16 protein-coding genes are annotated in these 17,557 nt (G+C 69.9%); 12 read left to right on the plus strand and 4 right to left on the minus strand.

Going from position 1 to position 17,557, the window contains the following annotated elements; translation table 11 throughout:
• Positions 1 to 13 precede the first annotated feature (13 nt).
• The 3 genes from ACILQS_RS05525 to ACILQS_RS05535 form a co-directional block, all read right to left on the minus strand.
• Positions 14 to 901: a carbohydrate ABC transporter permease gene (locus tag ACILQS_RS05525; protein ID WP_395639111.1), complete on the minus strand. Its 888-nt coding sequence runs from the start codon at positions 899 to 901 to the stop codon at positions 14 to 16.
• Positions 902 to 911: 10 nt separating this feature from the next.
• Positions 912 to 1,793, minus strand: a complete 882-nt coding sequence (locus ACILQS_RS05530) for a carbohydrate ABC transporter permease (RefSeq protein ID WP_395639112.1) — start codon at positions 1,791 to 1,793, stop codon at positions 912 to 914.
• Between the two features lie 99 nt (positions 1,794 to 1,892).
• The gene (locus tag ACILQS_RS05535; RefSeq protein ID WP_395639113.1) at positions 1,893 to 3,191 is read right to left on the minus strand and encodes an ABC transporter substrate-binding protein; all 1,299 of its coding nucleotides are present in this window, start codon (positions 3,189 to 3,191) and stop codon (positions 1,893 to 1,895) included.
• 58 nt (positions 3,192 to 3,249) lie between these two features.
• Here ACILQS_RS05535 and ACILQS_RS05540 point away from each other — a divergent pair, with 58 nt between their 5' ends.
• The 9 genes from ACILQS_RS05540 (at position 3,250) to ACILQS_RS05580 (ending at position 13,135) form a co-directional block, all read left to right on the plus strand.
• Positions 3,250 to 5,583 carry a beta-glucosidase gene (locus ACILQS_RS05540; protein WP_395639114.1) on the plus strand — a complete coding sequence of 778 codons (2,334 nt, stop codon included), beginning with the start codon at positions 3,250 to 3,252 and terminating at the stop codon, positions 5,581 to 5,583.
• Positions 5,584 to 5,634: 51 nt separating this feature from the next.
• Entirely contained in the window at positions 5,635 to 6,387 is a 753-nt protein-coding gene (locus tag ACILQS_RS05545; RefSeq protein WP_395639115.1) for an SDR family NAD(P)-dependent oxidoreductase, read from the plus strand.
• Between the two features lie 13 nt (positions 6,388 to 6,400).
• Complete coding sequence (locus tag ACILQS_RS05550; protein WP_395639116.1) at positions 6,401 to 6,808, plus strand: carboxymuconolactone decarboxylase family protein; 408 nt, start codon at positions 6,401 to 6,403, stop codon at positions 6,806 to 6,808.
• A gap of 27 nt (positions 6,809 to 6,835) precedes the next feature.
• Positions 6,836 to 7,849 (plus strand): LacI family DNA-binding transcriptional regulator, encoded by a 1,014-nt coding sequence (locus tag ACILQS_RS05555; protein ID WP_395639117.1) that lies wholly within the window; start codon positions 6,836 to 6,838, stop codon positions 7,847 to 7,849.
• The gene (locus tag ACILQS_RS05560) at positions 7,849 to 8,847 is read left to right on the plus strand and encodes a LacI family DNA-binding transcriptional regulator (protein WP_395639118.1); all 999 of its coding nucleotides are present in this window, start codon (positions 7,849 to 7,851) and stop codon (positions 8,845 to 8,847) included. The genes ACILQS_RS05555 and ACILQS_RS05560 overlap by 1 nt, the downstream gene beginning before the upstream one ends.
• A 61-nt stretch (positions 8,848 to 8,908) precedes the next feature.
• Positions 8,909 to 9,571: a hypothetical protein gene (locus ACILQS_RS05565; RefSeq protein ID WP_395639119.1), complete on the plus strand. Its 663-nt coding sequence runs from the start codon at positions 8,909 to 8,911 to the stop codon at positions 9,569 to 9,571.
• Between the two features lie 47 nt (positions 9,572 to 9,618).
• Positions 9,619 to 11,364 carry a circularly permuted type 2 ATP-grasp protein gene (locus ACILQS_RS05570; RefSeq protein ID WP_395639120.1) on the plus strand — a complete coding sequence of 582 codons (1,746 nt, stop codon included), beginning with the start codon at positions 9,619 to 9,621 and terminating at the stop codon, positions 11,362 to 11,364.
• Positions 11,364 to 12,293: an alpha-E domain-containing protein gene (locus tag ACILQS_RS05575; RefSeq protein ID WP_395639121.1), complete on the plus strand. Its 930-nt coding sequence runs from the start codon at positions 11,364 to 11,366 to the stop codon at positions 12,291 to 12,293. The genes ACILQS_RS05570 and ACILQS_RS05575 overlap by 1 nt, the downstream gene beginning before the upstream one ends.
• Positions 12,290 to 13,135: a transglutaminase domain-containing protein gene (locus ACILQS_RS05580; protein ID WP_395639122.1), complete on the plus strand. Its 846-nt coding sequence runs from the start codon at positions 12,290 to 12,292 to the stop codon at positions 13,133 to 13,135. The genes ACILQS_RS05575 and ACILQS_RS05580 overlap by 4 nt, the downstream gene beginning before the upstream one ends.
• 123 nt (positions 13,136 to 13,258) lie before the next feature.
• On the opposite strand, the gene ACILQS_RS05585 is transcribed toward ACILQS_RS05580, so the two are convergent.
• Positions 13,259 to 14,260: an SDR family oxidoreductase gene (locus ACILQS_RS05585; protein ID WP_395639123.1), complete on the minus strand. Its 1,002-nt coding sequence runs from the start codon at positions 14,258 to 14,260 to the stop codon at positions 13,259 to 13,261.
• A 58-nt stretch (positions 14,261 to 14,318) separates the two neighbouring features.
• Between ACILQS_RS05585 and ACILQS_RS05590 the strand changes: the two genes are divergently transcribed.
• The 3 genes from ACILQS_RS05590 to ACILQS_RS05600 all read left to right on the plus strand — a co-directional run.
• Positions 14,319 to 15,641 carry an MFS transporter gene (locus ACILQS_RS05590; RefSeq protein WP_395639124.1) on the plus strand — a complete coding sequence of 441 codons (1,323 nt, stop codon included), beginning with the start codon at positions 14,319 to 14,321 and terminating at the stop codon, positions 15,639 to 15,641.
• On the plus strand, positions 15,638 to 16,669 hold the full coding sequence (locus ACILQS_RS05595; protein ID WP_395639125.1) for a M24 family metallopeptidase: 1,032 nt from the start codon (positions 15,638 to 15,640) through the stop codon (positions 16,667 to 16,669). Before ACILQS_RS05590 ends, ACILQS_RS05595 begins: the two co-directional genes overlap by 4 nt.
• A 7-nt stretch (positions 16,670 to 16,676) precedes the next feature.
• A partial coding sequence (locus ACILQS_RS05600) for a glycoside hydrolase family 43 protein (protein ID WP_395639126.1) occupies positions 16,677 to 17,557 on the plus strand: 881 nt, incomplete at its 3' end.

Below are 17,557 nucleotides of genomic sequence, written 5' to 3' on the forward strand. Positions count from 1 at the left end.
CCGGCGGCGGGCGTCAGCCCTTGACGGCTCCGGCGGCGAGACCGTTCATGATGCGCTGGTTGAGGAACAGGTAGAGCACGAGGATGCCGGCAGTCGTGATGCAGATCGCGGCGAAGAGCGGGCCGTAGTTGATCGCGCCGAACTCGCCCGAGAAGTTGAGCAGGCCGATCTGGATCGTGTTGAGCCGTCGTTGCCCGGCGAAGACGAGAGCGAACAGCAGGTCGTTCCAGAGCAGGAAGAACTGCACGATCGCGACCGTGAAGATCGCGTTGCGCACCATGGGCAGCCCGATCGAGAAGAACGACCGCAGCATCGAGGCGCCGTCGAGCGTCGACGCCTCGAAGACCTCGCGCGGGATCGCCCGGAAGTACGTCGCCATCATGAAGACGGTGAGGGGCAGGCCGAGTCCGACGTAGATCAGGATCAGCGGCAGCAGCGACCCCGTGATCCGGAGGTTGAAGAACGCGGTGAACAGCGGCAGAAGGATCATCTGGCCGGGAATCATGATGCCCGCGAGAAAGACCAGCAGCACCGTGTTGCGGCCCTTCCAGATCATGACCTCCAGGGCGAAGCCCGCGGCCGTGCCGAGCAGCGCGATGATGAGCACCGAGGGCACGACCGCCAAGAGCGAGTTCGAGATCGTGACCGCGAGGTTTCCGGTCTCCCAGGCATCCGCGTAGTTCTCCCACGCCCACACTTCGGGCAGCGAGTACGACGGGTTGTTGAGGAAGTCGCTGTTGGTCTTGAGGGAGTTCAGGAACATCCAGACCAGCGGGTAGCCCATCACGAGGACGAGCGCGATGATCACGAGGATCGTCGGGACGCGGCGGGCGGCCTTCGCGAGGGGGCTGCGACGGCGTGCCACGGGTCGGACGGATGAGATGGCGACGGTCTGAGTCATGGTCGGGCTCCTAGCGCGTGTTGTCGCTGCGCGACGAGCGGAAGATGAAGAGGGTGATGATCAGGCAGATGATCGTCAGCAGCAGAGCGATCGTCGAGCCGTAGCCGTAGTCGCTGTACTGGAAGGCCGTGCGGTACATGTACAGCGTGAGCGGCGTGGTCGAGGTACCCGGCCCTCCGTTCGTCAGCGCGAACACGGAGTCGAAGACTTTGACGGTTCCGTTGATGCTGAAGATGAAGGACGCGAACAGGATCGGGAGCGTCGACGGCAACACGATGTGCCGGAAGAGCGAGACGCCGCGGGCGCCGTCGATGCGGGCCGACTCGATGATGTCCTCGGGAATGTCGAGCAGGCCGGAGAAGATCAGCACGGCGTAGAAGCCGATGCTGCGCCAGACGTCCATGATCACGATGACGACGAATGCCGTGTCGCCGGCGCCGAGCCAGTCGATGCCCCCGAGCCCGACGTTGACGAGCAGTTCGTTGGCGAGGCCGTCGACCGGCGCCGACTGGAACAGCTTCGAGTACAGAATGCCGACGGCGACCGTCGGGAGCACGACGGGGAAGAACACGAGCGTGCGGATGAACACGCTCGAGCGCTTGAGCATGAACTGGTAGATGAGCGCGAGGCCGTAGCCGAGGACGACCTGGAGGATCGTCGTGAGAAGCGCGTACTTGAGAGTGAAGAACAGCGCGTCGCGCACCTGCTGATCGGTGGCGAGTTCGAGGTAGTTGGACAAGCCGGCGAAATCGAAGCCGTAGAGCGCCGTGCCCTCGAAGAAGGTCAGCCCGAAGGAGACGAGGACGGGTCCGACCATGATCAGCGTGTAGATCAGGAGCGCCGGCCCCAGCAGGATGAAGATCGTCTTGCGATCGGCGAGGACTGAGCGCATGAGGGAGAACTGCCTTCCGGTGTGATGCGTCTCGCGGCATCGACAGATGAGCGAGGGTATCCCCGGCGCGGTCCGCAGGGACCGCGCCGGGGTCGGAGCCTACTGGTCCAGAGCGTCCTGAACGAGCGTCATGAACTCCTCGGGGGTGAGCTGGCCGGTAACCAGCAGCGCCGCGTTGACCGACGAGATCTGGCTCGCCTCGGCGTTGAACAGGGCCTCGAACCAGAGCACCGACGAGGTGCTCGAGCCGATGGTGTCGGCGATCTCCTGCGAGATCGCGGGCAGGTCGAAGTCCTCGGTGGCGACGAAGCCGGTGATCTGACCCTGCTCGAGGGCGGCGTTGCCGTAGTTCTCCGCGATGCAGGTCAGCCAAGCTTCGACGCCCGGGTCATCCGCGGACGACGCGGCGAAGGTCGCCGGGACGCCGACGTTGGCCGGGTAGTCGTCGATGCTGCCGGCGCCACCCTCGACCTCGGGGAACGGGAAGAAGCCGACGTTGTCGGCACCGATCGCGTTGCCCTCGCCGTTGATGTTGCCCAGCAGCCACGAACCCATGTAGATCATGGCCGCGTTGCCGGTGAGGAACTCGTTCGTCGCGGCGTCGTAGTCGAGGCTCGTGACGTTCGCGCCGAAGTAGCCGGCGGCACCGAGGTCGGCGATGGCCGCAGCGGCCTCGACGTACTCGGGGTCGGTCAGCTTGGCCTCGCCGTCGGCGACCTTCTGCAGGGCGTCGGCACCGAGCGAGCGGAACAGGTAGCCCGAGACCAGACGCGTCAGCGGCCAGCCCTGCTCACCGGACGCGGCGAACGGGGTCTTGCCCGCGGCCTGCACCTCGGCGGCGAGGTCGGTCAGTTCGGTCCAGGTGGTCGGAACCTCCCAGCCGTTCTCCTCGAAGAGAGCCGTGTTGTAGAAGATGCCCTCGATGTTGTACTGGTACGGCAGGAAGCTGAAGTCGCCACCGTAGAGCTTCTCGATCGTCGAGACCGCACCGTCGGAGATGCTGTCGCGCACGCCGAGCTCGGTGAACTTGGCCTCGAAGTCGACCAGGGCGCCGGTTCCGGCGAGCTTCGCGCCCTCAGCCGGGTTGCCGCCGGCGGAGAACATCACCGGGAGGGCGTCCTGGCTGGCGAGCAGCTGCATCTGCGAGTCGAGGTCGGCCTGCGGCATCGAGTTGACCTCGAGCGGGAGCGCCTCGTTCTCGTCGGCGCACTCGCCGTCGATGAGCGCCTGAAGCACGGGCTCGGTGGTCGTGTTCTCGGCGTTCTTGGTGAACGTGAACGCGGTGACCTCACTGCCACCACCGCCCGCGCACGAGGTCAGGGCGAGCGCCGTGACGCCCGCGAGGGCGAGGGTGCTCAGGATCGGCTTCCGAAGGCGCCGGGACGTAGCTGTGGACACATTTCCTCCTTGAAAGGTGGCGCCTCGATTGAGACGTTTCAATTTGGGAATGGTAATGATGGACGTCCGCACTGTCAAGACGAACGAGGGAGCCGCCGCGCACATGAGTGAAACGTCACAACCGCGAAGAGCCGATGCCGACGACCGCGTCGAATCCCTCATCAGAACCCTCCCGCTCGAGGCCAAGCTAGCCCAGCTCGCTGGCTTGTGGGCGGGGGCGAAGCGCACCGACGACGCAGCTCCGCTCCAGGAACGCCTGGTCTCCGACGGCATCCATTTCGAGGAGTTCGCCGCCGCCGGGCTGGGCCAGCTCACGCGGCACTACGGCACGACACCGCTCGACCCCGAGGCGGCGCGCGACCTCCTCGTCGAGCGCCAGCGCTGGCTCGCGGACAACGCGCCCGGGGGAATCGTCGCGCTCGTCCACGAAGAGTGCCTGACCGGCGTGCTGGCGTGGAAGGCGATCGCCTATCCGACCCCGCTCGCCTGGGGGGCCACGTTCGATCCGTCGCTCGTCGAGCGCATGGCTGCTCGCATCGGTGCGGATTTGCGGGTGCTCGGCGTGCACCAGGGACTCGCGCCCGTTCTCGACGTCGTGCGCGACCTGCGCTGGGGGCGCGTCGAGGAGTGCCTGGCCGAAGATCCGCTCGTGGTCGGCGAACTCGGCAGCGCCTACGTGCGCGGTCTCGAATCGCAGGGCCGGGTCGCGACGCTCAAGCACTTCGCCGGGTACTCCGCCTCGCGTGCCGGGCGCAACCACGGCTCCGTCGCGATGGGCCGACGGGAACTCGAGGACGTCGTGCTCCCGCCGTTCGAGCGCGCCATCCGCGGCGGCGGCGCGCGGTCGGTGATGAACGCCTACACCGACCTCGACGGGGTCCCGGCGGCAGCCGACACGTCGTTGCTCACCGGGGTGCTGCGTGAGCGGTGGGGCTTCACCGGCACGGTCGTCGCCGACTACTTCGCGATCGCCTTCCTGGAGTCGATGCACGGCGTCGCGGACGACCTCGGCGCTGCGGCGGCGCTCGCGCTCGAGGCGGGGATCGATGTCGAGTTGCCGACCGGCTCCGCCTACCGGGAGCCGCTGCGCGCGCTCGTCGAGAGCGGCGCGATTCCGGAGGCGCTCGTCGACCGCGCGCTGCGGCGGGTGCTGCGCCAGAAGGCGGAACTCGGGTTGCTCGACGGCGGGGGAATGCCTGACGAGGGTCCGATCGAGCTCGACGGTGCGGATCACCGCGCCCTCGCGCGAGAGGTCGCCGAGGCATCGATCGTGCTCCTCGAGAACGACGGCATCCTGCCCCTCGCCGCGCCCGCGCGGATCGCCGTGCTCGGCCCGAACGCGGCCGACGTTCCCGCGCTCTTCGGCTGCTACTCCTTCGTGAACCACGTGCTCACCCGCCACCCCGACGTGCCGCTCGGTCTGGACGTGGCGACGGTGCTGGATGCCGTCCGCGCCGAGTACCCGCACGCGACGGTGACCCATGCCGACGGGTGCGCACCGACCGGCGACGACCGGGCGGGATTCGCCGACGCCGTGCGTCTCGCCGCCGCCGCCGACGTCGCGGTCGTGGTACTCGGTGACCGCGCCGGCATGTTCGGCGCGGGGACCTCGGGCGAGGGGTGCGACGCCGTCGACCTGAAGCTCCCGGGTGTGCAGCACGAGTTCGCGCAGGCGGTGATCGCGTCCGGCACGCCCACCGTGCTCGTGCTCGTGACCGGTCGGCCCTACGAGCTGCGCGACCTCGCCGACGGTGCGGCAGGCATCGTGCAGGCGTTCTTCCCGGCGACCGAGGGTGCGGCGGCGATCGCCGGGGTGCTCTCCGGCCGGGTGAACCCGTCGGGGCGCCTGCCGGTCGGTCTGCCCGGTGACCACGCGCCGCAGCCCTCGGGCTACCGGCACGTTCGGCTCGATGGCCCCACCGGCGTGAGCAGTGCCGATCCGACGCCCCGCTACCCGTTCGGCTTCGGACTGTCGTACACGACGTTCGAACTCGGCGCCCCGCTTCTCGACGCGTCCGAGGTCGCGACCGACGGTGCCGTCGTGCTGCGGGTCGAGGCCCGCAATACCGGGACGCGCGACGGGGTGGAGCTCGTGCAGGTCTACGCCCATGATCCGGTTGCGTCGGTCACCCGGCCGCTCCGCGAGCTGGTCGCCTTCGCCCGCATCGCTCTGGCCGTGGGGGAGACGGCGATGCTCGAATTCCGCTTGCCGTCTCGATCGTTCTCCTTCACCGACGCCGCCCTGCAGCGTGTGGTCGAGCCGGGGCGGATCGACCTCACGGTGGCGCGGGACGCGGGCGATCCCGGGCAGACCGTGGCGGTCGTCTTGACCGGTCCACGTCGTGTCGTGCCGGTGAGCGAATTCGACCCCGCGACGTGGACGCGTGCGTGATCGGGTACAGTCCACGTTGAAACGTTCCAAAATCGACAGAGGAGTCGTGTCATGAGTTCGCTCGACGGCAAACGTCTGCTGCTCACGGGAGGCGCCGGGGCGCTCGGCCGGGTCATCGCCCGCACCTTCGCCGACGCCGGTGCCGACGTCGCCATCCTGGACCTCGACGCCGCCGGTGCCGAGACCGTCGCCGCGGATGTCCGCAAGCTCGGCCGGGTCGCCGCCGCCATCGGGGTCGACCTCACCGTGCACGACGCCGTCCAGCTCGCCGTCGCCGAGGCGGAGGCGCAGCTCGGAGGCGTCGACATCCTCATCAACGCGGCGGGTGGCGGCATCGTCGCGCCCTTCCACGAGATGACCGACGAGCAGTGGCAGAGTCAGATGGCGCGCAACCTCGACTCGGTGTTCCACGTGACGCGCGCCGTGCTGCCGGGCATGCTCCGACGAGGTGAGGGTCGCATCCTGAACATCGCCTCGATCGCCGCGGTGTCGGGCGGTCGACTCGTGCGCAACGCCGTCGCCTACGCGACCGCGAAAGCCGGAGTCGTCGGCCTCACGAAGGCGCTCGCGATCGAGGTCGCCGAGCACGGCGTCACCGTCAATGCGATCGCGCCCGGCGCACAGGCGACCCCGGGGCGCGACCGTGACACCCCGGAGCGCCGTGACGCGCTGCTGGACCAGATTCCGACGCGACAGCTCGGCGATCCTCAGCACCTCGCCGAGACCCTGCTCTTCCTGGCGTCGCCCGCGGCGGTCAACATCACCGGGGTCGTGCTGCCGCTCGACGGCGGACACTCGATCTGAACGGAGCACCGACATGAGCGACAGATTCGAGAACGGCGCCGCCTGGTTCGACAAGGTCTACGGGGACGGCAAAGGCCGCGGACTCGTCGAGCAGCAAACCGGACTCGCGCAGGATCTGGCCCGCTTCGGGGTCGAGTTCAACTTCGGCGACATCTATTCGCGACCCGGGCTGAGCCTGGCGCAGCGCGAACTGCTGTCGCTCGCATCCCTCGTCACGATCGGCGGGCTGGAGCCGCAGCTGCGCGGCCACACTCGCGGGGCGTTGAACGTCGGATGCTCCCCGGAGGAGATCCTCGAGACGGTCATCCACGTCGTGCAGTACTGCGGATTCCCGAAGGCACTCAATGCGATCCGGGTCGTGACCGACGAGCTGGTGCTGCAGGGACGAGAAGTCCCACCTCCGCTCGGCCCCCAGACCTGACCGTAGCTCGGCTAAGGTTTCTGCACTATGACGAGAGTGGGCATCCGCGAGGTCGCGGCGCTCGCGGGAGTCGCCGTGGGCACGGTCTCGCACTACCTCAACCATCCCGACAAGGTGTCGGTCGAACGGGCGGAACGCATCCGTGCGGCGATCGAATCCCTCGGGTTCGTGCCCAACAACGCCGGACGTCAGCTGCGCCTCGGCCGCAGCTCGGCCATCGCCTATGTCGCGCCCGACGTGAGCAACCCGTACTTCGCCGAGATCGCGGAGGCGGTCGAGTTGCGCAGTGCCGAGCGCGGGGTGTCGGCGTTCATCGCCAACTCGCATCGCAGTCGCGAGCGGGAGGACGCGTATCTGCGCTTCTTCGAGCAGAACCAGGTGCTCGGGCTGCTGGTGTCGTCGCATCTGCCGATCGAGGACCGCCTCGCCCACCTCCGCCGGCGCGGCACACCGTCCGTGCTCGTCGGCCAGGCCGCCGCCTCCCCCGATCAGGCCTCGATCTCGCTCGACGATGTCGAAGGGGGTCGGCTCGCCACCCAGCATCTGGTCGACACGGGATGCCGTCGCATCGCCTTCGTCGGAGGCCCCATCGGCATCAAGCAGGTGTCCGATCGCCTCACCGGAGCGAGTGTCGTCACCCGGGGGCTCTCAGGTGCGACCCTGGAGGTCATCGACCAGGGCGACCGGACGATCCGTGGCGGCCGCGACGTGGGACGCCAGATCGCCGCCCGCCCGGAGGCCCAGCGCCCCGACGGCATCTTCGCCGCGAACGACCTGCTTGCGCTCGGCATCCTGCAGGAACTGGTGCGCGGCGGGGTCGCCGTTCCGCGTGACCTCGCGCTCATCGGCTATGACGACATCGAGTACGGCGAAGCCTCCCTGATCCCGCTCAGCACGATTCGCGGACGCCACGGCACATTCGGAGAGTCGACGGTCGACCTGCTGTTCGACGAGATCGAAGGGCGAACCGGCGGCGAACGCCACCTCGCTTTCACGCCCGACCTGGTCGTGCGGGAGAGTACGCGCGGGTTCGGCGCCTGATGGTCGCCAGCATCCGCGACGTCGCCCAGCGCGCCGGCGTCTCGGTCGGCACGGTCTCCAACGTGCTCAACGCCTCGCCGCGGGTGTCGCCGGCCACGGTTGGCCTCGTCCGTGCCGCGATCGCCGAGCTCGGCTACGTGCGCAATGAGGCCGCACGTCAGTTGCGGGCCGGACGCAGCTCGAGCGTGGGGCTCGTCGTGCTCGACGTGCGCAACCCGTTCTTCACCGACGTCGCCCGCGGGGCCGAAGACGAGGCGGCGAAACTCGGGCTCTCGGTCATTCTCGGCAACTCCGACGAGGACGCGGCCCGGGAGAGCTCCTACCTCGACCTGTTCGAGGAGCAACGGGTGCACGGCATCCTCATCTCCCCCTACGGTGACATCGAGCCTCGCCTCGCCGAACTGCGCCGCCGCGGGACGCCCGTCGTGCTCGTCGACCGGGAGAGTCGGGATGCCGGCGTCAGCTCCGTCTCGGTCGACGACCAGGCGGGGGGCCGACTCGCGATCGAGCACCTGCTGGCCACCGGGCGCCGCCGTCTCGCATTCGTCGGCGGCCCGGTCGGGATCCGGCAGATCGAGGACCGCCTGACCGGGGCGCGGGGGGCCGTCGCCTCGACTCCCGGCGCGACGCTGGAGGTGCTGGCGACGTCCGGGTTGACGGTGTTGGAGGGGCGCCGGGTGGGCGAGGAGATCGTCGCGCGCTCCGACCGACCGGAGGCCGTGTTCGCCGCGAACGATCTCGTCGCCGTGGGCCTGCTCCAGGCGCTCGTGATGTCAGGCGACGTGCGGGTGCCGCAGGATCTCGCACTCATCGGATTCGACGACATCGACTTCGCGAGCGCCACGGTCGTGCCGTTGACCTCCATCCGGCAACCGCGGCACGAGATCGGCGCGACCGCGCTGCGCATCCTCCGCGAGGAGGCGACGGAGCCGGACCTTCCACCGCGCCGCATCGTCTTCCAGCCGGAACTCGTCGTGCGGGCCTCGACGGTCTCGTAGCCTCGCGCGACGGCGAGAGGGAGGACTGCGCACCAGCTGCGTCCCCTGCCAGGATTGGGGAATGACGATCCCTCAGCAGAACCCGTTCGCGGATGCGTCCGCCGAGACGTCCGCGACACGTGGGCGATCCGTCAACTCGCTCGCGGGCGCGATCGCGGTGTTCCTCGGCGGCTACCTGCTCCTCGCGGGATTCGCGGGCTTTCTCGGGCAGACGGCGCTCAGCGTCTTCGCGACGATCGGTGGGCGCCCGGCCCCGGCATATCCCTTCCCCCTGCTGGCGCTCGAGTTCCTGCAGTTCCTGTTCGCGATCGTCGTCGTCGTGGGCGGGCTCGTCCTCGGACGCCGGTCGACGACCGGAACCGTCCTCGGCGTCGGTGTGGTCATCATCGGCAGCCTGCTGACCTTCGCATTCCTCGGGCTCCGGCTCAACGGGATGCTGCCGATCCCCGGCGGGCGGGACGGCATCCCGTTCACCGCCGTGTTCGTGAACTCCTGGTTCGCGATCGTGTTCTTCGTGGGTGTGGCCTGGCTGCTCACCCGGGCTGCGCGACTCGGGTGGGTGGCGATCCTCGGCACGCTGATCCTCATCCCGCTGCCGATGGCGTTCCTGCTGGCGAACGTCGACAGCGGCGTCATCCAGATCGTGATGTTTCTGCTGAGCGGCATCGTCGGCGCGGCGATCATCATCGCCGGTCGCCCGCTCGAGGATCGGACGGTCGGCTGAACGTCAAGCGAAACACCGCCGCAACATCCCCGCCCTAGGCTCACAGCATGGGTGACCTGTTCGACGGCTACGGAGCCACCGCCACCCGGCGGCGCAGTGGTGCCTCGCCGTGGGACGAGATGTTCGGCGACATCGCCTCCGCGGGGCCCGACAACACCCGCGACGCCTACCGCGACATCCACACCGCCCTGTCGCGGATGACGCAGGACGAACTGCGCGGCCGCACCGAGGCCCTCGCCTCGTCGTATCTCGCGCAGGGCGTCACCTTCGACTTCGCGGGCGAGGAGCGGCCCTTCCCGCTCGACGCGGTGCCGCGGGTGATCCCGCAGGCCGAATGGCTCGACGTCGAAGCCGGCGTCAAGCAGCGGGTGCGCGCCCTCGAGCACTTCCTCGCCGACATCTACGGCGAGCAGCGCGCGGTGAAGGATGGCGTCATCCCGGCCCGCCTCATCTCGTCGAGCGAGCACTTCCACCGCGAGGCGGCTGGGATCGTGAGCGCCAACAACGTGCGCATCCAGGTGTCGGGCATCGACCTCATCCGCGACGAGAAGGGCGCCTGGCGGGTGCTCGAAGACAACGTGCGGGTGCCGTCGGGCGTCTCCTACGTCATCTCCAACCGCCGGGTGATGGCGCAGACGCTGCCGGAGCTGTTCATGTCGATGCGGGTGCGCCCGGTCGGCGACTACCCGTTCCGGTTGCTCGGCGCCCTCCGGGCCGCCGCCCCCGAAGGCGTCGAGGACCCGACGGTCGTCGTGCTCACGCCGGGCGTCTACAACTCCGCCTACTTCGAGCACACCCTCCTCGCGCGCCTGATGGGCGTCGAACTCGTCGAAGGCCGCGACCTGTTCTGCTCGGGCGGACGGGTGTGGATGCGCACGACCGCCGGCCCGACGCGGGTCGACGTGATCTACCGCCGGGTCGACGACGAGTTCCTCGACCCGCTGCAGTTCCGCGCCGACTCGATGCTCGGCTCGCCTGGACTCATGCTCGCCGCGCGCCTGGGCAACGTGACGATCGCCAACGCGGTCGGCAACGGCGTCGCCGACGACAAGCTCGTCTACACCTACCTGCCCGACCTCATGCGGTACTACCTCGGTGAGGACCCGATCATCCCGAACGTCGACACCTGGCGGCTCGAGGATCCGGCTTCGCTCGAAGAGGTGCTCGATCGGCTCGACGAACTCGTCGTGAAGCCCGTCGCCGGCTCGGGCGGCAAGGGCCTCGTGGTCGGCCCTGACGCGTCGAAGGCCGAACTCGACGACCTGCGTGTGCACCTGCGCGCCGACCCGCGCGGCTGGATCGCGCAGCCCGTCGTGCAGCTCTCCACGATCCCGACCCTCGTCGAAGACGGGATGCGCCCGCGGCACGCCGACCTGCGTCCGTTCGCCGTCAACGACGGGTCGGATGTCTGGGTGCTCCCGGGCGGCCTGACCCGGGTCGCCCTGCCCGAAGGTCAGCTCGTCGTGAACTCCTCGCAGGGCGGCGGCTCGAAGGACACCTGGGTGGTCGGGCTCGACCCGCTGCGCACCCTCGAGCACGACATCTCGGGACTCGTCGCCGACCAGGCCTCGGTCACCACCTCCATCCCGATCATCTCGGCGGAGTCGCACCTGCAGGATCACAACCCCGCCGACGCCCCCCGCCAGGACCAGCAGCAACAGCAGCAGCAGACCCTCTCGCGGGTTGAGTGCCGCGCGCAGCGCGGTGTATCGAAACCCACACCTGCGAGTGACTCGGGGGCGGTTTCGATACACCCGCCTCCGGCGGGCACTCAACCCGCGGGGGGTGCGTGATGCTGAGCCGCATCGCCGAGAGCCTGTTCTGGATCGGCCGGTACATCGAGCGCAGCGACGGCACCGCGCGCATCCTCGATGTGCACCTGCAGCTGCTGCTCGAGGATCCGTGGATCGAAGAGGACATCGCCTGCCGGTCGCTGCTGTCGGTGATGGGCACCGAGGTCGACGACGACGCCGAGGTGACCCGGGCCGACGTGCTCACGATCCTCGCGGTCGACCGCAACCAGCCGGCCTCCATCGCGTACTCCCTCAACGCCGCACGTGAAAACGCCCGCCGCGCGCGCGAGGTCGTCAACACCGAGCTGTGGGAGGTGCTCAACACCACCCGCGCCCGGATGCCGCGCAAGGTCGCGAGCGACAAGGTGCACGAGTTCTTCACCTGGGTGCGCGAACGGTCGGCGCTCGCCGTCGGCATCGTCGAGTCGGCGACCAACCGCGACGAGGCGTACCGCTTCTTCACCCTCGGTCGCTCGATCGAGCGCGCCGACATGACCGCGCGGCTGCTGGCCACGCGAAGCCTCACCGAGGCGTCGGGTCCGTCGTGGACGACGATCCTGCGCAGCGTCGGCGCCTACGAGGCGTACCTGCGCACCTACCGCGGCATCCCGAGCATGCAGAAGGCGGCGGAGTTCCTGCTGCTCGACCGGCAGTTCCCGCGCAGCATCCTCTACTCCGTCACCCGCGCCGAACAGCAGCTGCGCGAAATCGAGCCCCGCGCCGACCGCTTCGGGGTGAGCGACCACGCCCAGCGTCTGCTCGGGCAGATCCGCAGCGAGCTCGAGTACCGGGCCGTCGCCGACCTGATCTCGGATCTGCCGACCCACATGGATGCCGTGCAGCGCACCACGACGAGCGTCAGTGAGGCGATCCGCGCCCGCTACTTCCCGACGAACGACGTCGCGGCCTGGGTGGGTGAGACCACGTGAAACGACTGCGCATCAAGCACATCACCGGCTTCCACTACGAGGGCGAGGTCACCGCGTCGTACAACGAGACGCGGATGCTGCCGGTGAGCGCCGACGGGCAACTGGTGTTGTACTCCAACCTCGAGATCCTGCCGATCTCGAGCCACCACACCTACGTCGACTACTGGGGCACCCGGGTGTCGTCGTTCGAGATCCTCACCCCGCACTCCGACCTGTCGCTCACGGCGACCTCGCTCGTCGAGGTGCGCGACCGCGACCATCCCGAGCACCGGCTCGAGTGGACGGCGCTCGCCGACGAGATCGAGACGGCGACGGAGTACGTCGAGCAGCTCGGGCAGACCAACCGCACCCGCCCGCCGGCGGAGGTCGTGCAGCTCGCCCGCGACATCGTGGCGAAGGCCGGGTCGCCGTGCGAGGCGGCACTCGAGATCGCCCGCGAGATCGGCAACCGGATCGAGTACCTCTCCGGCTCGACCACGGTCTACACGACGGCTGCGCAGGCCTGGGAGCAGAAGAAGGGCGTCTGCCAGGACATCACCCACCTCGCCATCGGCGCGCTGCGCGCGGTCGGCATCCCCGCCCGGTACGTCAGCGGTTACCTGCACCCGAAACCGGATGCCGAGATCGGCGAGACCGTCACGGGCGAATCGCACGCCTGGGTCGAGTGGTTCTGCGGCGCGTGGAAGGGCTACGACCCGACCAACCTGATCGACATCGGCGACCGGCACGTCACGGTCGGCCGCGGCCGCGACTACGGCGACGTCGCCCCGCTCCGCGGGGTCTACGCCGGGCCGTACGGGTCGAAGCTGTTCGTGACCGTGGAGATCACCCGCGAGGCCTGACCCCACCCCGCGGGTTGAGTGCCCGCGCAGCGGGTGTATCGAAACCCGCCAACGGGTTGCTCGGGTCGGGCTTCGATACACCGCGCTGACGCGCGGCACTCAACCCGCGGAGGGCGGGACGGATCAGCCGCGGCCGCCGTTGGCGATCGCGACGAGGCGGTCGAAGCCCTCGTTGAGTTCGGTCTGGATGCTCTGCCGGCGCGGGTCGGCGAGGTGCCAGTCGACGATCTCGCGGGCGCCGTCGGCGAACGGGATGGTCGCGGTCCAGCCGGGCACGAGGGTCTTCACCCGGGTGTTGTCGAACACCACGGAGTGCGCCTTGTCGCCGAGCAGTCCCGGACCGGCGTCGGGCAGGACGCGGGCGATCGTCTCCGATGCCACGTGCACGAGTTCGGGAGTCACGCCGAGGGCCCCCCCGAGCATCCCGGCGATGGCGTCCCAGGTGAGCACCTCGTCGCCGGTGATGTGGATCGCCGAGCCGAGGGCGTGCGGGTTGCCGAGCAGGCCGACGAAGGCGCGCGCGAAGTCGCGGGAGTGGGTGAGGGTCCAGAGCGAGGTGCCGTCGCCGTGGATGACGACCGGCACGCCGCGCCGCATCCGGTCGAGCGCCGTCCAGCCGCCGTCGAGGGGGATGGAGCCGCCGTCGTAGGTGTGCGACGGTCGCACGATCGTCATCGGGAAGCCGCTGTCGCGGTAGGCGGCGACGAGCAGGTCTTCGCAGGCGATCTTGTCGCGGGAGTACTTCCAGTACGGGTTGCGCAGCGGCGTCGACTCCACGATCGGCAGGGCCGCCACCGGCTTCTGGTAGGCGGATGCCGACGAGATGAACACGTACTGTCCGGTGCGCCCGCCGAAGGTCTCGATGTCGGCGGACACCTGCGTCGGCAGGAAGGCGCGGAAGTTGACGACGACGTCGAACTCCTCGTCGCCGAGGGCCGAACGGATGCTGGCGGGGTCGGCGGCGTCGCCGGTGAGGTGCCGCACCCCGTCGATCGGCGCGCGCGTCGAGCCGATGCCGCGGGTGAGGTGCGTCAGCTCGGCGCCGCGGGCGAGCACCTCCCGGCTGACCGACGCGCTGATGGTGCCGTTGCCGCCGAGGAAGAGGATGCGTCGCGCCGTTGCCATGGCCTCAGGCTACCTCGGGCGTTTCGGCGAGAAAGCGGTTTCACGGTACCGTGGGAGCATGTCCACGCCAGCGCCGGCTCCCGAACAGCCGGCGCCGCGCAAGGGCTGGTTCCTCGACATCTCGCCGCTGCGCGAGAGCCCCGCGTACGCGCGATTCTGGACGAGCGGGGTCGCCGGCGGCATCGGCACCCAGCTGACCGCGGTGGCCATCGGCATCCATGTCTACGCCCTGAGCGGCTCGACGATCGCGGTCGCCCTGGTCGGCGGATTCGCCCTCCTCCCGATGATCGTGATGGGGGTGCTCGGCGGCACCATCGTGGATGCCTTCGACCGCCGCAAGGTGCTCATCGTGGCGTCGAGCATCTCCTTCGTGGCCCCGGTGGGGATCGCCGCACTGGCCTGGTTCGACGTGGAGCAGCTCTGGCCGTACTACGTGTTCACCACCCTGTCGTCGACGATCGGGTCGCTCGTGGGGGCGGCGCGGTTCGCCATCCATCCGCGTCTGGTGGAGCGCCGCCTGCTGCCGGCCGTCGCGGCCTGGAGTGGTCTCAGCGCCGGCCTGCAGGTCGCGGTGGGTCCAGCTCTCGCCGGCGTGCTCGTCGGCACGGTCGGCTTCGCCTGGACCTACACGATCGACATCGGTCTCTTCCTCATCGGGTTCTGGGGCATCGTGTCCCTCCCGCCGATCCGGCCGGAGGGCTCCAGTCGGGTCGGGCTGACGTCGTTGCTCGAGGGCATCCGATTCCTGCGCGGGGCGCAGAACCTCCGAGTGGCGATCGCGTTGCAGATCGCGGCGTTCGCGTTCGGCCGCAGTTACGCGATCCTCCCGGCGGTCGGCGCGCTCGTCGTCGGCGGCGGGGCTCCGACGGTGGGGATCCTGGCGGCGGCCGGGGCGGTCGGCGTCATCCTGAGCGGGGTGCTCTCGGGGCCGTTCGGCCGGGTGCGCCGGCACGGGCGGGCGATCGCGCTCGCGACCGGCGCGAACGCGATCGCGGTGTCGGCGTTCGGGGTGCTGCTGCTGATCTTCACCGCCACCCCGCGGGAGCTCGACGCGACCACCCCCGAGCTCGGGGTGCTGCTGAGTCTCGCCGGCGTCATCGTCGTCGCGGGGGCCGCCGACAGCATCGCGGGCATCTTCCGCACGACGATGATGCAGTCGGCGACCCCGGATGCCGTGCGCGGCCGGCTCCAGGGCCTCTTCACCCTCGTGCTGACCGCGGGTCCCCGGGTCGGCGACGTCTTCGCCGGCGTTCTCGCCGCGGTGGTCGCCCTGTGGTTCCCGTCGCTTGTCGGCGGCCTGCTGATCGGCGCGGTCGCGCTGGTCCTCTACCGACTGCGGCCGGGCTTCCGGCTGTACGACGCCAAGGAGCCCGTGCCGTGACCTTCGATGACGCCGACCGTCCCGCCAAGATCGCCCGCCTCACCGCCCTCCTCGCGGCGCGCGGCGCCGACGAGCTGGTCCTGACCTGTACCGAGAATCTCGCCTGGCTGTTCGACGGCGCCCGCGTCGCCGTGCCGTTCGCGGGGAGCCCGGTCTTGCAGGCGACGGTGACCCGAGACGGTGCGATCCGCGTGGACGCCCACGTCAACGAAGCCGCGCGTCTGCGCGACGAAGAGCTTCCGGGGGTCGACATCCGCGCGATCCCCTGGCACTCCGGGTTCCCGACCGGTCCGCTCGTCGACACCGCACTCGTCGCCGAGCTGCGGGCCATCCGCGCCGTGCTGCTGCCGGTCGAGCGGCAGCGCTATCGCGACCTGGGCCGGGATGCCGCGGTCGCGGTCTCGGCGGTGCTCCACTCCGTCGCCCCGACGTCGACGGAGTGGGAGGTCGCCGCCGACCTCGCCCGAGCGATCGTCGGCATCGGCGCCGACCCGGTGGTGATCCTCGTCGGCGGGGAGTCACGTCGAGCCGTCCGGCATCCACTGCCCACCGCCGCCCCGCTCGGCCGCCGCGCGATGATCGCCGTGGGCGTGAAGCGCCACGGACTCGTCGCGAGCCTCACGCGTTGGGTGCGGTTCGCCCCGACCGCGGACGACGCGCTCGACGCCGCCCTGCTCGAGGTCGAGGCGGAGGCCTTCGCGGCCACCCGTCCGTCCCGGCCGCTCACCGACGTGCTCGCCGACATCGCGGCGGCGTACCCGCGACACGGACTTCCCCCCGACTCCTGGGAGGGTCACCACCAGGGCGGGCCGGCGGGCTACCTCGGCCGCGACCCGAAGGCGACGCCGACGACGACGGATGCCGTGCTCGCCGGATCGGCGTACGCCTGGAATCCGAGCGTGCCGGGCGGCAAGGTGGAGGACACCGTCATCATCGACGCCGAGGGCGTCGAGGTGCTGACCGTCGACCCCGCGTGGCCCGTCACGACCGTTCACGGCCTGCGCCGCCCGTTGCCCCTCGACCGGTAGGAGACTCATGCCGAAGCTCACCGACATCCAGATCCGCGACCCGTTCGTGCTCGTCGCCGACGGCCGCTACCACCTGTTCGGCAGCACCGACCCGAACATCTGGAGCGGGCCGGCCACCGGATTCGACACCTACTGGAGCAACGACCTCGTCGACTGGCACGGACCGCAGCCGGCCTTCCGCCCGACCCCCGACTTCTGGTCGCACAGCGAATTCTGGGCGCCCGAGGTGCACGCCTACGACGGCGCGTTCTACATGTTCGCGACCTTCACGGCACCCGGCCGGCACCGCGGCACCCAGGCGCTCCGCGCGGAGCGACCCGAGGGTCCCTTCGAACCGTGGTCGGACGGACCGCTCACCCCGGCCGACTGGGAGTGCCTCGACGGCACCTTGTTCGTCGAAGACGGTCAGCCGTGGCTGGTGTTCTGCCACGAGTGGAAGGACACGATCGACGGGGAGGTGCGCGCCGTGCGGCTCACCCCCGACCTGCGCGGCACGATCGGCGACCCCGAGCTGCTGTTCACCGCGTCGCAGGCGCCGTGGGCGCGCACGTTCACGCACCGGTCGGTGCCGGAAGGTCGGCACCCCTACGTGACCGACGGATGCTTCCTCCACCGCACGACCGACGGCAGGTTGCTCATGCTCTGGTCGAGTTTCGGCGACTCCGGCTACGCGCTCGGCGTCGCGACGTCCACGACCGGGGAGCTCTCGGGCCCGTGGACGCAGGCCGACGAGCCCCTCTTCCCGCGCGACGGCGGGCACGGGATGATCTTCCGCGCCCTCGACGGCACGCTCTACCTGACGCTCCACCAGCCCAACGACACGCCCCACGAGCGCGCCCACTTCCTCCCCCTCGAGGAGACGGAGAGCGGGCTCACCCTCATCACCGC

Source organism: Pseudolysinimonas sp. (genome assembly GCF_044239695.1).
Taxonomy (GTDB): Bacteria; Actinomycetota; Actinomycetes; order Actinomycetales; family Microbacteriaceae; genus Pseudolysinimonas_A.

Excerpts from the sequence above, each read along its gene's own strand:
- ACILQS_RS05525 (WP_395639111.1), bottom strand. The coding sequence starts at position 901 with ATGACTCAGACCGTCGCCATCTCATCCGTCCGACCCGTGGCACGCCGT.
- ACILQS_RS05530 (WP_395639112.1), bottom strand. The coding sequence starts at position 1,793 with ATGCGCTCAGTCCTCGCCGATCGCAAGACGATCTTCATCCTGCTGGGG.
- ACILQS_RS05540 (WP_395639114.1), top strand. The coding sequence starts at position 3,250 with ATGGACGTCCGCACTGTCAAGACGAACGAGGGAGCCGCCGCGCACATG.
- ACILQS_RS05545 (WP_395639115.1), top strand. The coding sequence starts at position 5,635 with ATGAGTTCGCTCGACGGCAAACGTCTGCTGCTCACGGGAGGCGCCGGG.
- ACILQS_RS05550 (WP_395639116.1), top strand. The coding sequence starts at position 6,401 with ATGAGCGACAGATTCGAGAACGGCGCCGCCTGGTTCGACAAGGTCTAC.
- ACILQS_RS05555 (WP_395639117.1), top strand. The coding sequence starts at position 6,836 with ATGACGAGAGTGGGCATCCGCGAGGTCGCGGCGCTCGCGGGAGTCGCC.
- ACILQS_RS05560 (WP_395639118.1), top strand. The coding sequence starts at position 7,849 with ATGGTCGCCAGCATCCGCGACGTCGCCCAGCGCGCCGGCGTCTCGGTC.
- ACILQS_RS05565 (WP_395639119.1), top strand. The coding sequence starts at position 8,909 with ATGACGATCCCTCAGCAGAACCCGTTCGCGGATGCGTCCGCCGAGACG.
- ACILQS_RS05570 (WP_395639120.1), top strand. The coding sequence starts at position 9,619 with ATGGGTGACCTGTTCGACGGCTACGGAGCCACCGCCACCCGGCGGCGC.
- ACILQS_RS05575 (WP_395639121.1), top strand. The coding sequence starts at position 11,364 with ATGCTGAGCCGCATCGCCGAGAGCCTGTTCTGGATCGGCCGGTACATC.
- ACILQS_RS05585 (WP_395639123.1), bottom strand. The coding sequence starts at position 14,260 with ATGGCAACGGCGCGACGCATCCTCTTCCTCGGCGGCAACGGCACCATC.
- ACILQS_RS05590 (WP_395639124.1), top strand. The coding sequence starts at position 14,319 with ATGTCCACGCCAGCGCCGGCTCCCGAACAGCCGGCGCCGCGCAAGGGC.